Origin of the sequence: Treponema sp. UBA7567 (genome assembly GCF_002476655.1) — a bacterium.
In the GTDB taxonomy this organism is placed as follows: domain Bacteria; phylum Spirochaetota; class Spirochaetia; order Treponematales; family Treponemataceae; genus Treponema_D.
Window position 1 is genome coordinate 49,955 of record NZ_DLLH01000043.1, and the last position, 13,221, is coordinate 63,175.

The following is a 13,221-nucleotide window of genomic DNA, read 5'->3' on the forward strand; positions in this document are numbered from 1 at the left end:
CGAATTTTGACTAATTATCAATTAAATCAAAATAAATCAAAATTTTAAAGTTTCTTTTTTCATTTTTCATATTATAATTAAAAATAGCCGATTTTATTTCTGAGGTTTAGTCATGAATAAGAAGTCAATTGCTTTTTTAACCCGCTCATTAATTGATGCAACTGGTCGCAACATGCTCAAAGGCATCATAACAGGCTGCAAAAAAGATAAAATCCCTTTAGTCACATTTCGAGGGCCAATTTTAAACAAAGGAGAAGGCTCCATTATCTATCACCTGTTGACGGACGATTCTGTTTCAGGAATTATCTCCTGGGCTTCTTCCGATGTAGACAAAAAAACCACAGATTTTTACAAAAGATTTCAAAAAACGCCGCTTGTCTGCATGACTTTCCAAGTCGAAGGCAAACCTAGCATCGTCACAGACTGCAAAACAGGTCTTATAGAACTCATAGATCACCTTGTCAACGTCCATCATTTTACAAAAATAGCCTTTATACGCGGTCCAGAAACCCACATATACGCAAAAGAACGTTACGAAGGTTATCTCGAAGGCTTAAAAAAACATGGAATTCAGGCAAATCCTATCTTGATTTCCGAATGCGGCGGATGGGCAATTGCCGACGGCGAAAAAGCGCTCAGCAACTGGCTCAGCAAAGGCCTAAAACCAGGAAAAGACTTTGAAGCAGTTGTTGCAGTCGGAGACAACGTTGCAATCGGCGCTCAGGAAGAACTCATCCGTCAAGGATATTCCGTTCCTCACGATGTTGCAGTCTGCGGTTTTAACGGAACAGACGACGCCGCTTGGTCAAATCCGCCAATCACTTCTGTCGAAATGCCATTCTACAAACAGGGACTTCAAGGCTACGAAACACTTTCAGCCATGTTGCAAAATAAAGAGTATACAAAACTTTTCAGATACAAAACACGTCTAGTTTTAGGCGAATCCTGCGGTTGTACCTCAACTTCCGTAAGTCAGGCCGCTTTTAAGACTTCCACAGATTTGTCAAATTCTCAGGACAAAAAGCTTTTAAAAAAAACTCAAAAAGCAAATTTTCTTTTTGATGAAAGTTTTATTTCAGAAAAATTCTCTAGCTCCGATTGGAAAAATGAACTTTCTCAAAAAATTTTACAGACAGTTCAAAACGATTTCTACACAAAAGAAGAAATTACCATTTTCTTTACAAATTTTGTGCCGAAATTTGTAGATTCATTTGCAGACGACATTCTCAGCAAAGAACCTGGCGCATTATTAAAAAACGTTACAATCGGCTTGAACAATTTTGAAAAAATTTCTAAAAATTTCAACGTCTGGCAGGATATAATCTCGACAATACGAACTTTCGCACTTTCAACAATGAGCTGTCAATGCAAAATTTACAAAAAATGCGAAAACATTTTCCAGCAAGCACGGGTACTCATAAGCGAATTTGACTGCCGCACACAAAAACAGGCAAATCTTCTTGCCGCCCGAAAAGAATCAGTTCTCCGACAAATCAGCACAGACATTCTTTCCTGCTCAAATTTGGACAAACTGTTCGAAATCATCACAAAAGCGCTTCCAAAAACTGATATTTCAAGCTGCTACATTGCACTTTACAACGATTGTCATTACACCGAAGAAAACCAAGAAATTCCACAGACAAGTCAATTAGTGCTTGCAATAAAAAAAGGCGAACGAATTTCTCTTCCAGAAGGAGGACTTACGTTCAAAACAACAGAAATCATTCCAAATTCAATCAATAATTCCGACGAATATGCAATTTACGAAATAGAATCTCTTAATATTCAGAATTCATATTTCGGTTACATTGTTTTTGAATCAGAAACTGCAAGCGGAATCACATATGCAACTCTCCGGGAACAAATTTCCTGCGCAATTTCTAGTTCCCACTTGCTCGAAGAGCGCACAAAAAGCCAGAATTTGCTCCAAACAACAATGCAGGTCATGTCAGACAAAGCCGATGTTGTTTCAAACCAGTCAGAATCCATCACTTCAAACATCACCAATATTTCAACCTCGATGGATTCAGTCGTTGGAAACATTAAAGACATTTCCGGAAACATTACAAACGTTGCTGACACTGTAACTTCGGCCAACCAAATGATAACAGATGCCGACAAATCAATAAAAACGCTTGTTCATATTACCGAAGAAATTACGCACGCAATCGACCTTATAAACGACATTGCAGAAAAAACAAACGTTCTCGCTCTCAACGCCGCAATCGAAGCTGCCCACGCAGGAGACGCCGGACGAGGCTTTAGCGTAGTTGCAAAAGAAGTGAAGGCACTTGCAGCGCAGACTGTTTCCTCAACTTCAAAAATCCAGGAACTCGTAAAAAAGAATAATCTGAGTACAAAGCAGGCAGAAGAAGTTATCAATTCAACCAACAAAGCAATCAAAACAATTGCCAGCCTTTCAGAAAACATAAAAAACTCAATAAACGAACAAGTTCAGTCGTCTACAGAAATATCAGATCGCCTGCAAGACGCTTCAACTGGTGTCGAACAAATTTCAAGCGCAATTGCAGAAATTGCAAAACTCGGTTTAAAACTAAAAAAATAAAACTTTTTCATTGAACGCCACAACTTCTTTTCTTATCGGCTCTTCGTGGTTCGGTAACCCTCAGTCCTTCGGACTGGCTTTGCCTCCACTGCGGGCCGGGCTCATTCGTTTTCTAATCAGATAATGCCAGCGTCATTTTAAATTAAAAATTTTGGTTTACAATTTTTTCAATTGTATTCAAAAAAAATTGTAAATATTAAAAAAAATAAACCCGCCCTTACAAAAAACCGAAGGACGGCGTATACAGGAACAAAATTATAAATGAATTATGCCTGTGCTTCTGCAGGAGCATCAGATGAAGTTTCAGCAGCAGGTTTTGCTTTTCTTGCTTCCACTCTTGCAATGTTTTTCAATGCAGCGTTACAGTATTTGCATACTTTAACTGTTGCACCATCAATTTCCTTTTCGTAAAGGATTTTGATATTTTCTTTTCCACAGCGTGCACATTTGCCACGTCCGTGGTTTACTTCGTTACGGATACCAGTTCCGCGATGTGCTTTAGACATAAGTTAACTCCTTATTTTGCTTCTTCAGCAGCAGGAGCTGCTTTTGCAGTCTTAGCTTTAGCTGGTGCTTTTTTTGCAGCTGGCTTTTTAGCAGGTTTTTCAGAAGCATCTGCCTTTTTTGCAGCCTTTTCTTTAGATTCTTCAGTTGGAAGTTTATAATCAACCAATTCAAGAATTACCATATCTGCAGCATCGCCCTGACGGAAACCAATCTTAAGGATACGAGTGTAACCACCCTTGCGATCCTTCATTCTTGGACCAAGTTCTGTAAAGAGTTTGTTCAAGATTTTTTCATCCTGAATAAACTTTGCGGCAATACGACGGTTGTGAACTGTGTCAACCTTGCTGCGTGTAATCAATTTTTCAGCAGCCTTACGAACTTCTTTAGCTTTTGCACTAGTAGTTGTAATGCGTTCAAATCTGAAAAGTGAAGTTACCATGTTGCGCGACATAGCACGACGATGTGCAGTTGTGCGCGAAAGCGGATTAAAACCATTCTTATGATTCATTGGATTCTTCCTTTTGCTTTGGATTTGCCAAATTTACATTCTTAAGATGACTGTAATCTGTCATTCCAAGTGTAAGTCCCCATTCAAGGAGTTTTTCTTTAATTTCAGTAAGAGATTTCTTACCAAAGTTTCTTGTCTTGGCGATGTCATCTTCTGTCTTTCTTGTCAATTCTCCGATTGTACGGATATTAGCGTTTTTAAGGCAGTTTGAAGAGCGGACAGAAAGCTCAAGTTCTTCAACTGGAGTATTAAGCAATGAACGAATTCTTTCATCACCTTCATCCATATCGTCAGAACCAGAAACGTCACTGTCATTAAAGTTTACAAAAATTGAGAAGTGATCTTTAGCAATTTTTGCAGCTTCAGCAAGTGCATCTTCTGGAGAAACTGTTCCATCAGACCAAATTTCAAGAACCAGTTTATCGTAGTCGTTTCTTTCACCAACACGGCAAGGCTCAATTGCATATTTTACCTTGCGAACTGGAGAGAAAATAGCATCCATTGGAATGGTGCCAACTACTTCAACATAGTTGCTGTTTACTTCAGCAGGGATATAACCTCTGCCCAAGTCAACCTGAATTTCAATGCTAAGGTTTGCACCTTCCATCATTGTGAATACAGGAACATCTTTAGAAAGCACTTCAAGCTGACCTTCTTTTTCAAAATCATTGCTTGTTACTTTTCCAGGTCCTTTGAACTCAAAAAGGAGAGTATCCTGTTCTGCATCATTTGGAAGCTTGAAACGAATCATTTTCAAACTGTTCAAAATCTCAAGTGTATCTTCCGAAACGTTCGCAATTGAGTCAAATTCACTCTGAATTACACGAGGAACGCCCTCAGCATCAAATGAAGTAATCCGTACAGATGTTACTGCATATCCCTGAATAGAAGAAAGAAGTACTCGTCTAAGAGTATTTCCAATCGTTGTACCAAAACCTGGTTCAAATGGATAAGCAATAAATTTTCCGTAATTTGGATTTGTTTCGAGATGTTCAAATGTAATACCCTTTGGTTTTTTGAAACCTTTCAAGAGGTTTTTACGTGCCATCTGAACTCCTTTTATTTACGCTCAACAATGAGCCTGCAATAATGACAAGTCAAAAGACTGCCATTTTTCATACTTTTTTACCGGGAATCCGGTCAAAACCTAACTATTACTGACCTTACTTAAATATAAAAAAACAACAAAAATGGACATTACAAGAACATCCATTCTCATCATTTATTCTACATACGGCGAGTTTTGCGTGGACGACATCCATTGTGAGGAATTGGAGTAACATCAGAAATTGATTTTACTTTAAGTCCCAAAGCACCAAGAGCACGAACTGCATTCTCGCGGCCCATTCCTGGTCCTTTTACAAATACGTGAACTTCACGCAATCCGTAACTTACTGCTTTCTGAACAGCTGTTTCTGTAACTGTCTGCGCAGCAAATGGAGTAGATTTTTTTGCTCCACGGAATCCAAGTCCGCCTGAAGACGCCCATGAAAGAGCATTTCCATTCAAGTCTGTAATTGTTACGATAGTATTGTTGAACGTAGCCTGGATATATACGTTTCCTTCGTATACGCTCTTCTTTTCCTTTCGTTTTTTTACGGTAGCCATTAGTTAAATCCTCCGTCTTATCAGACAGCCTTTTTCTTGTTAGCAACTGTCTTCTTTTTACCTTTGCGAGTACGTGAATTAGTACGTGTGCGCTGACCACGAACTGGCAAACCTTTGCGATGACGAAGACCACGATAGCAACCAATGTCCATAAGACGTTTAATGTTAAGACCGATTTCTGAGCGAAGATGTCCTTCAACCTTGTATTCTTCATCGATTACAGAACGAAGTCTAGCCTGCTCATCCTGATCAAGATCATTCATCATCTTGGCAGGATCAATCTTTGTTTTTTCGCAAATCGCTTTTGCAGATGAACGACCGATACCGTAAATATAAGTCAATGCAACAACGACGTGTTTATTTGGGAGGTCAACTCCCGCAATTCGAGCCATCTGTTACTCCTCAACCCTGTCTCTGCTTATGTTTTGGGTTAGAACAAATAATGCGGATAATTCCGTTTCTTTTTATAACCTTGCACTTATCGCAGATGGGCTTTACGCTGGTTCGTACTTTCATAAAAGTCCCCCTAGGGAAAGCATGATATTAACCCGAATCATGGCAATTCGCAATGAATTACAATTCGGGTTATCTAATATACCACAAATCCCCTTTATTGTTCTATAGAAATTCTATAAATTTTCTTAAAATTTTACAAATTTCTTGAACGTAATTTACCCTTCTTAACAAGACCTTCTGAGTGGTGCATTTTAAGAAGCGCTTCAACCTGACTCATTGTATCAAGGTCAACGCCTACCAAGATTAACAAAGAAGTACCGCCCATCAACATAGCAATTGATTGCGGGAATTTAAATGCAATCTGAATAATTGTCGGCAAAACTGCGATTGCAGCAAGATAAATTGAACCAGGCAACACGAGACGGTTTAAAACCTTCTGCATGTATTCTTCTGTTTTGTCAGTACGGATTCCTGGAATAGAACCGCCGTTTTCTCTGATATTTTTTGCGATTTCTGTGGGGTTCAGGGTTACCTGTGTGTAGAAGTATGCAAAGAAAATAATCAAAAGTACCAACAATACATTATATGTAATTCCAGTCGGCTGCAGTATATAAGAGAGTTTTGAAACCCACGTTGCTGAAGCCTTGCTAGCACCAATACTTGAAACAATCTGAAGCGGGAAAGTTAAGAACGATGATGCAAAAATTACAGGAATAACTCCCGATGGATTGATCTTGAATGGAATATAAGTACTCTGTCCACCGTACATTTTCCGTCCAACTACGCGTTTAGCATAGTGTACAGGGATTTTACGTTCGCCGGACTGTTCATAAACTACAAGTGCAATAATTCCGAAGAACATCAAAATTACTACGATAACTGCAACAGCATTGATTTCATTGCTGCGAACTTTCTGTACAAGTTCCATTACAGCATGTGGAAGACGAGCTACGATACCTGCAAAAATAAGAATCGAAATTCCATTTCCAATACCATGAGCCGTGATCTGATCACCAAGCCAAACAGTAATCATAGCACCTGTAGTAACAGTGAGCATTGCAAGCAGTCTGAATGCAACATTACTTTCAAGAACAATTGCTCCTGGAATACTGTTTGCATAAACCGTTACAGCGGCAGACTGAATCAAACATACAAAAATTGTGCCAATTCTTGTCCACGCTGCAAATTTTCGCTGCCCCCCATCTTCCTGAACAATGCGTTTAAGAGATGGGAAAATAATCAGCGCCAACTGCAAAATAATCTGTGTTGAAATGTAAGGCATAACACCAAGCATGAACACAGAAAAATTAGAGAATGCACCACCGGCAAAAAAGTCCATGTAACTTGCAAATGCGTTTTCGCCACTCTTTGCAAGATTATTGAAGTATTCAACGAGTACTCCAGCATTAATTCCAGGAATCGTCAGCACGCATCCAAGACGGAATATTGCAAGAATAGCTAATGTAAAGAGCAGACGATTTCTCAACTCTTTAATTCTAAACATATTTACAATTGGATTGTTTGCCATGTGTGTCTCCGGTACTTATTTTAATTAGCTTTTGTTTCAGAAGCTTCTTTAACGGAACCGCCAGCTTTTTCGATTTTAGCTTTTGCCGAAGCAGAAACCTTATCTACATCTACTGTAAGTTTTTTTGTTAAATCACCAGTACCAAGAATCTTTACCAAAGAATCTGCTTTAGAAACAAGACCTTTAGCAACAAGAGTTTCCTTGTTTACTGATTCACCATCTGAATATTTTTCTTCAAGAAGAGAAACATTTACAACTGAATATTCTTTCTTGAATGGGTAGTTAGAAAAACCACGGTGTGCAATACGGCGATAAAGAGGCATCTGTCCGCCTTCAAAACCTACGTATGTTTTTCCACCAGAGCGAGACTGCTGTCCCTTGTTTCCCTTTCCCGCAGTTGTTCCACGACCTGAAGAAGAACCGCGGCCAACAATGCGTCTTTTCTTATTAGCACCCTGTGGTGCACTCAATACGAAATCAGACATTATTTTACTTCCTCGACTGTAATCAGGTGTGATACAGCTTCAGCCATTCCAAGAACAGCTGGAGTTGCTTCCAATGTATTTGAAGAGTTAATCCTTTTAAGACCAAGACTGCGAACGGTTGCAACCTTAGCTGGTTTCTGTCCAATTGTACTTTTTACAAGTGTTACCTTGATTTTCTTAGCCATGATTAACCCCACATTTCCTGCAGAGATTTACCTCTGTTTGATGCAACAACTTTTGCGTCCATAAGACTTTCAAGAGCTTCAAATGTTGCACGAACTACATTGATTGGACTTGAAGAACCCAATGACTTAGAAATTACGTCTGTTGCACCAATTGAATCCATGATTGCACGAACTGGACCACCTGCGATGATTCCAGTACCGGCACAAGCTGGTTTCAAAAGAATTGATGAACTCTTGTATTTTCCAAGAACATCGTGTGGAAGAGTGCCATTTTTTACTGGAACAGTAATAAGGTTTCTCTTTGCACGATCAATACTCTTTCTAATTGCTTCAGATACATCATTAGCTTTGCCAAATCCATATCCTACACGACCTTTTCCATCGCCTACAACTGTGAGAGCTGAGAATGACATACGACGTCCACCTTTTACGGTTTTAGCAGTACGATTCAGTCTAACAAGTTTTTCAACGAATTCTTTCTGTTCTCTTTCTTTTTCGAACTTGTTCTGGCGTTCCATTAGACTCTCCTAGAAAATGATACCTGCTTTGCGGGTTCCATCTGCGAGTGCCTTTACAACACCATGATACAGATATCCGTTGCGGTCAAAAACTACAGTTGTAATTTTTTTGTCCTGAAGACGTTTTCCAAATGCTTCACCAAGTTTTGCTGCACCTTCAACAGTCGCTTTCAAGTCAGCAAATTCTTTTTCCAAAGTAGAAATAGAAGCAAGAGTTACACCTTCGTCATCATCAATTACCTGAGCGTAAAGGTTGCAGTTGCTACGTGTTACTGTTAAGCGTGGGCGAGCAGCTGTTCCGTAAACTGACTTACGGATATGAACCTTACGGTGAAGGCGCTTTCTTGCTTTATCATTAAGTTTCTTAAACATACGCTACACCTTATTTTACGCCAGTCTTTCCGACTTTGCGTCTGATAACTTCGTCGCTGTAACGAATTCCCTTTCCCTTGTAAGGTTCTGGGAGACGAAGCTTGCGGATCTGTGAAGCAAATTCACCGACCATCTGCTTGTCAATACCAGCAATAGTAACTTTACCATTAGCATCTGCTGTAACAGTAAGACCATCAGGGATTATTGCGATAAAGTCAGAAGAAAAACCAAGGTTCATTACAAGATTTTTTCCCTGAACTTCAGCACGATAACCAACACCAGTGATAATCAAAGATCTTGAGAATCCCTGAGTCACACCTGTAACCATATTATGAACCAATGCACGGTAAAGACCATGAGCTGCACTAGCAGCTTTTGATTCATCAACCGGCGAAACAGTAAGTTCTCCGTCTTTTACTTCGAACTTTACTTTATCGTTTACATGCTGTTTTAGTTCACCCTTCGGTCCCTTTACAACAATTTCTCCGGCATTAACTGTAACTGTAACTCCTGCAGGAATAGCAACAGGAAGTTTACCGATTTTTGACATCTCTTCCTCCTATTACCAAACTTTGCAAACGAGTTCGCCACCAACCATTTTTTCACTTGCTTTCTTTCCAGTTGTTACACCAGAAGAAGTTGAAACGATCAGCGTACCATATCCATTAAGAACACGTGGCAACTCTTTATAGCCAGAATAAATACGACGACCTGGAGTTGAAATCTTTTCAATTCCGTGGATAACCGGCGCATTTGCTTCATCATACTTCAAGAAAATACGGATGATAGAATGACCTTCTTCCTGAACTTTCTTAAAATTCTTAATATAACCTTCTGTTTTAAGGATCTTAACAATTTCAAGCTTAAGTTTAGATGTAGAAACATCTACTTTTTCGTGGCGAGCCTGAACAGCATTACGAACCTTAGTGAGCATATCTGCTATTGGGTCTGATGTACTCATTTTCTTTCTCCTCCACTACCAACTTGATTTTGTTACGCCTGGCAAAAGGCCTTCGCTTGCTAACTTGCGGAAACAAATACGGCAAACTTTAAATTTGCGCAAATAACCGCGTGGACGACCACAAATCTGACATCTGTTATAGCGACGAGTGCTATATTTAGGTGTGCGATCTGCTTTTATAACCATTGATTTCTTAGCCATTGTTCCTCACCTACTTTCTGAAAGGCATATTGAACTTGGTAAGCAATGCACGAGCTTCCGCATCTGTGCGAGCACTTGTTACAATCGAGATATTCATACCAGCAATCTTTACAATTTTGTCGAAATCGATTTCTGGGAAGATAATCTGTTCTGTAATACCAAGAGAAAAATTTCCGTGTCCATCAAAACCTGTTGCTTTGATTCCGCGAAAATCCTTTACACGAGGTAATGCAACATTGATAAGGCGGTCCAAAAATTCATACATAATGTTACCGCGCAATGTTACCATTACACCAACTTCATTGCCCTCACGAAGTTTAAAGTTAGCAATACTTTTTCTGGCCTTCGTCTTAACAGCATGCTGTCCAGTAATCTGAGTTAAATCAGCTACTGCGGCATCAAGGAGTTTCTTGTTAGTGAGAGCTTCGCCGACACCCATGCTTACTACTACTTTTTTTATAGCAGGAATCTGCATTACGGATGTATAACCGAGCTCTTTGAAGAGCTCAGGAGCGATAGTGTCCTTATAGACTTTCTTAAGCCGTGGTACGTACTTATCCATTACAGTGCTTCTCCACACTTACGGCAAACACGAGTTTTCTTGTCGCCGTCAATTTTGAATCCAATTTTAGTTGGACCGCATTTTTTACATACGATCGCAACATTTGAAATATTAAGTGGAGCTTCGATTTCTGCGATTCCACCTTGATCCTGTTGACTGCGTTTTCTCATTGCTTTTTTTACCATGTTAATTCCAGATACAATTACAGCATCCTTTTTAGCAATTACGCGAACAACAGCACCACGTTTACCTTTGTCTTTTCCAGCGATTACCTGTACGGTATCGTCTTTACGGATCTTAAATTTCTTTTCCATATTGATTCTCCTTACAGTACTTCTGGAGCAAGTGATACGATCTTCATGAAGTCCATATCACGGAGTTCACGTGCAACAGGTCCAAAAATACGTTTTCCTTTTGGATTTCCATCAGCATCAACGATAACGCAAGCATTATCATCAAAACGAATGTAAGTTCCATCTGGACGACGGTATTCTTTTGAAACACGAACGATTACAGCTTTTTCAACTGTACCTTCTTTTATAGTAGAAGTAGGAATTGCTTCCTTGATTGCTACTACTACAATATCACCGATACCGGCATAACGGCGGTGTGTACCACCGAGAACCTTGATAACCTGAGCAACTTTTGCTCCGGAGTTATCGGCAACAGTCAATTTTGATTGCATCTGCAGCATTTTATAACTCCTTTAGCTTACTTTGCTCTTTCGATGATTTCTGCAAGTCTCCAGCATTTATCTTTGCTGATTGGACTGCATTCAATGATGCGAACTGTGTCACCAATGTGAGCTTCGTTCTTTTCATCATGCGCTTTACACTTTTTAGTTTGTGTAACGTATTTCTTATAGAGAGGGTTCATTCTCTTTGTATCGATTGAAACAACGATGGTTTTTTCCATTTTGTCGCTTGTTACGATACCTACGAAAGAACGTTTTGCTCCCTTTTTAGTCTGAACTTCCTGTTCTGCCACGGGTTAGCTCCTACTTAGTCTGTCCGGCAATTTCTTTTGCACGGATGAGCGTATTAATAGTCGCAATCTGGCGACGCATAGTACGCTTCTGCATTGGGTTATCAACATGGCCGATTACCATTTGGAAACGGAGATCCATGTATTTCTGTTTCATGTCGTTACGTTCAGCTATCAATTCAGCGTAAGACATTTCTTTTACATTCTTTTTCTTTGAATTAGCCATATCTTACTCCTTAGTCGATAGTTGGTTTGTAAGCAATCTTTGTTCTAATTGGAAGTTTGTCTGCGGCAAGCTTAAGAGCCTGTTCTGCAAGTTTAATATCAATTCCACCAACTTCAAACAAAATTACACCAGGTTTAATGTTTGCAGCCCAAAATTCTGGAGAACCTTTTCCCTTACCCATGCGGACTTCCGACGGTTTTTTGGTAATTGGTTTATCTGGGAATACACGAAGCCAAACATTACCCTTACGTTCAAGCTTACGGTTGATAGCAACACGAGCAGCTTCAATATGACGAGCCTGAAGCCAAACTGGTTCGAGAGCTACAAGAGCAATCTGACCAAAGTCAATATTGTTAGCACGTGTGGCATTTCCTTTTACTTTACCGCGCTGTACTTTACGGTGAATAACTCTTTTAGGACTAAGCATTTTATGTTACTCCTTTGAAGAATCTGCTGCGCGAGCAGGGCGTTTTGCTCTTGAGTCATTAGACTGAGAGCGATCACGATGAGGCTTGCGAACAATCTGTCCAGCATCTTCATTCTTTTCAATACCGTAGTTCATACCGTTGTAAACCCATACTTTTACACCAATTTTTCCATAGGTTGTATGAGCTTCGTATGTAGCGTAATCAATGTCTGCACGAAGAGTATGAAGAGGAACACGTCCTTCCTTATGTTCTTCTGAGCGTTTCATTTCTGCGCCACCAAGACGACCTGACAAACGGATCTTAATTCCCTGTGCTCCACCTTTCATCGCGCTAGAAGAAGCCTGCTTAAGAGCCTTGCGGAATGAACCACGTCCTGCAAGCTGGCGTCCAACGTTCTGTGCAATAAGAGAAGCGTTGATATCAGCACGTTTTACTTCTTTAATCTTAATCTGAACTTTTTTAGAAGCAAACTGCGCTTGAATTTCAGCACTGATTTTTTCGATGTTAGCACCTTTTACACCAATAATTACACCTGGGCGTGCTGTGTGAATTACAATTGTAACACGCTGCGGGTGACGTACGATTTCGATTTCTGCAATATCTGCGTTCTGGCATTCAGGTAATTCTCTTACCAACTTGCGGATTTTAATATCCTCAAGAACCAGGTCTGCATAGTCGCGAGGACCAGCATACCAGCGAGACTGCCATGTCTTGTTAATTCCAAGACGCAAACCGATAGGATTTACTTTCTGACCCACTTTATTCCCCCGCCTTCTCGTCAACAATGACGGTGATATGGCACATACGTTTTAAGAGCTGATCAGCACGACCGCGAGCACGGAACCAAACTCTCTTAAGTCTCGGACCTTCATCAATACGAATTTCCTTGATGTAGAGCATATCTTCATCGAGATTCTTGTTTGCATACAGAGCGTTAGCAACAGCTGATTTAAGAGTACCTTTTATCAACCTTGCACCCTTCTGTGGCATATTTTCAAGAACTGCCAAAGCTTCTGAGCATTTCTTCTGCTTAATTACATTAGCAACTGGACGAACCTTAGTTGGTGATGCAATCAGGAATTTTGTAGTGGCTACATAACCTTTTTTCTCTGCCATAGTATCCACC

General features: G+C 39.9%; 23 protein-coding genes. 1 reads left to right on the forward strand and 22 read right to left on the reverse strand.

Features of this window, described 5'->3' with window-relative positions; genetic code table 11:
- Window positions 1-277 precede the first annotated feature (277 nt).
- A complete protein-coding gene (locus tag B3Y13_RS05445) occupies window positions 278-2,566 on the forward strand; it encodes a methyl-accepting chemotaxis protein (protein ID WP_296693210.1) in 2,289 nt (762 codons plus the stop codon).
- A 266-nt stretch (window positions 2,567-2,832) separates the two neighbouring features.
- On the opposite strand, the gene B3Y13_RS05450 is transcribed toward B3Y13_RS05445, so the two are convergent.
- The 22 genes from B3Y13_RS05450 to rplV all read right to left on the reverse strand — a co-directional run bounded on the left by B3Y13_RS05450 (window position 2,833) and on the right by rplV (window position 13,211).
- Window positions 2,833-3,072: a hypothetical protein gene (locus B3Y13_RS05450; RefSeq protein WP_296018069.1), complete on the reverse strand. Its 240-nt coding sequence runs from the start codon at window positions 3,070-3,072 to the stop codon at window positions 2,833-2,835.
- 11 nt (window positions 3,073-3,083) lie between these two features.
- Complete coding sequence (gene rplQ / locus B3Y13_RS05455; RefSeq protein ID WP_273443338.1) at window positions 3,084-3,581, reverse strand: 50S ribosomal protein L17; 498 nt, start codon at window positions 3,579-3,581, stop codon at window positions 3,084-3,086.
- Window positions 3,571-4,629, reverse strand: coding sequence for a DNA-directed RNA polymerase subunit alpha (locus B3Y13_RS05460; RefSeq protein ID WP_296667940.1), 1,059 nt, complete (start codon window positions 4,627-4,629; stop codon window positions 3,571-3,573). The genes rplQ and B3Y13_RS05460 overlap by 11 nt, the downstream gene beginning before the upstream one ends.
- Window positions 4,630-4,808: 179 nt before the next feature.
- Window positions 4,809-5,189, reverse strand: coding sequence for a 30S ribosomal protein S11 (gene rpsK, locus B3Y13_RS05465; RefSeq protein ID WP_078931326.1), 381 nt, complete (start codon window positions 5,187-5,189; stop codon window positions 4,809-4,811).
- A 20-nt stretch (window positions 5,190-5,209) separates the two neighbouring features.
- Window positions 5,210-5,581, reverse strand: a complete 372-nt coding sequence (gene rpsM, locus B3Y13_RS05470; RefSeq protein ID WP_296018035.1) for a 30S ribosomal protein S13 — start codon at window positions 5,579-5,581, stop codon at window positions 5,210-5,212.
- Between the two features lie 10 nt (window positions 5,582-5,591).
- Window positions 5,592-5,705: a 50S ribosomal protein L36 gene (rpmJ, locus tag B3Y13_RS05475; RefSeq protein WP_074641226.1), complete on the reverse strand. Its 114-nt coding sequence runs from the start codon at window positions 5,703-5,705 to the stop codon at window positions 5,592-5,594.
- A gap of 133 nt (window positions 5,706-5,838) precedes the next feature.
- On the reverse strand, window positions 5,839-7,173 hold the full coding sequence (gene secY / locus B3Y13_RS05480; protein WP_296018016.1) for a preprotein translocase subunit SecY: 1,335 nt from the start codon (window positions 7,171-7,173) through the stop codon (window positions 5,839-5,841).
- A 20-nt stretch (window positions 7,174-7,193) separates the two neighbouring features.
- Entirely contained in the window at window positions 7,194-7,658 is a 465-nt protein-coding gene (gene rplO / locus B3Y13_RS05485) for a 50S ribosomal protein L15 (RefSeq protein WP_296018009.1), read from the reverse strand.
- Window positions 7,658-7,843 carry a 50S ribosomal protein L30 gene (gene rpmD, locus B3Y13_RS05490; protein ID WP_296018004.1) on the reverse strand — a complete coding sequence of 62 codons (186 nt, stop codon included), beginning with the start codon at window positions 7,841-7,843 and terminating at the stop codon, window positions 7,658-7,660. Before rpmD ends, rplO begins: the two co-directional genes overlap by 1 nt.
- Window positions 7,844-7,845: 2 nt before the next feature.
- Entirely contained in the window at window positions 7,846-8,361 is a 516-nt protein-coding gene (gene rpsE, locus B3Y13_RS05495) for a 30S ribosomal protein S5 (protein WP_296017998.1), read from the reverse strand.
- 9 nt (window positions 8,362-8,370) lie between these two features.
- On the reverse strand, window positions 8,371-8,733 hold the full coding sequence (gene rplR, locus B3Y13_RS05500) for a 50S ribosomal protein L18 (RefSeq protein ID WP_273065900.1): 363 nt from the start codon (window positions 8,731-8,733) through the stop codon (window positions 8,371-8,373).
- Between the two features lie 10 nt (window positions 8,734-8,743).
- The gene (gene rplF / locus B3Y13_RS05505; RefSeq protein WP_296017983.1) at window positions 8,744-9,283 is read right to left on the reverse strand and encodes a 50S ribosomal protein L6; all 540 of its coding nucleotides are present in this window, start codon (window positions 9,281-9,283) and stop codon (window positions 8,744-8,746) included.
- Window positions 9,284-9,295: 12 nt separating this feature from the next.
- Window positions 9,296-9,694: a 30S ribosomal protein S8 gene (gene rpsH / locus B3Y13_RS05510; RefSeq protein ID WP_078931318.1), complete on the reverse strand. Its 399-nt coding sequence runs from the start codon at window positions 9,692-9,694 to the stop codon at window positions 9,296-9,298.
- A 15-nt stretch (window positions 9,695-9,709) separates the two neighbouring features.
- Window positions 9,710-9,895, reverse strand: a complete 186-nt coding sequence (locus B3Y13_RS05515; RefSeq protein WP_296017969.1) for a type Z 30S ribosomal protein S14 — start codon at window positions 9,893-9,895, stop codon at window positions 9,710-9,712.
- 10 nt (window positions 9,896-9,905) lie between these two features.
- Window positions 9,906-10,457, reverse strand: a complete 552-nt coding sequence (rplE, locus tag B3Y13_RS05520; RefSeq protein WP_078931316.1) for a 50S ribosomal protein L5 — start codon at window positions 10,455-10,457, stop codon at window positions 9,906-9,908.
- Complete coding sequence (gene rplX / locus B3Y13_RS05525; protein WP_296017958.1) at window positions 10,457-10,771, reverse strand: 50S ribosomal protein L24; 315 nt, start codon at window positions 10,769-10,771, stop codon at window positions 10,457-10,459. Before rplX ends, rplE begins: the two co-directional genes overlap by 1 nt.
- 11 nt (window positions 10,772-10,782) lie before the next feature.
- A complete protein-coding gene (gene rplN / locus B3Y13_RS05530) occupies window positions 10,783-11,151 on the reverse strand; it encodes a 50S ribosomal protein L14 (protein ID WP_078931314.1) in 369 nt (122 codons plus the stop codon).
- 17 nt (window positions 11,152-11,168) lie between these two features.
- Window positions 11,169-11,444: a 30S ribosomal protein S17 gene (gene rpsQ, locus B3Y13_RS05535; RefSeq protein WP_078931313.1), complete on the reverse strand. Its 276-nt coding sequence runs from the start codon at window positions 11,442-11,444 to the stop codon at window positions 11,169-11,171.
- 10 nt (window positions 11,445-11,454) lie between these two features.
- Window positions 11,455-11,667, reverse strand: coding sequence for a 50S ribosomal protein L29 (gene rpmC / locus B3Y13_RS05540; protein WP_296667947.1), 213 nt, complete (start codon window positions 11,665-11,667; stop codon window positions 11,455-11,457).
- A gap of 10 nt (window positions 11,668-11,677) precedes the next feature.
- Window positions 11,678-12,094, reverse strand: a complete 417-nt coding sequence (rplP, locus tag B3Y13_RS05545) for a 50S ribosomal protein L16 (RefSeq protein ID WP_078931311.1) — start codon at window positions 12,092-12,094, stop codon at window positions 11,678-11,680.
- Window positions 12,095-12,100: 6 nt separating this feature from the next.
- Window positions 12,101-12,853 (reverse strand): 30S ribosomal protein S3, encoded by a 753-nt coding sequence (rpsC, locus tag B3Y13_RS05550; protein ID WP_296017929.1) that lies wholly within the window; start codon window positions 12,851-12,853, stop codon window positions 12,101-12,103.
- A 1-nt stretch (window position 12,854) separates the two neighbouring features.
- A complete protein-coding gene (gene rplV / locus B3Y13_RS05555; RefSeq protein ID WP_296017921.1) occupies window positions 12,855-13,211 on the reverse strand; it encodes a 50S ribosomal protein L22 in 357 nt (118 codons plus the stop codon).
- Window positions 13,212-13,221 lie beyond the last annotated feature (10 nt).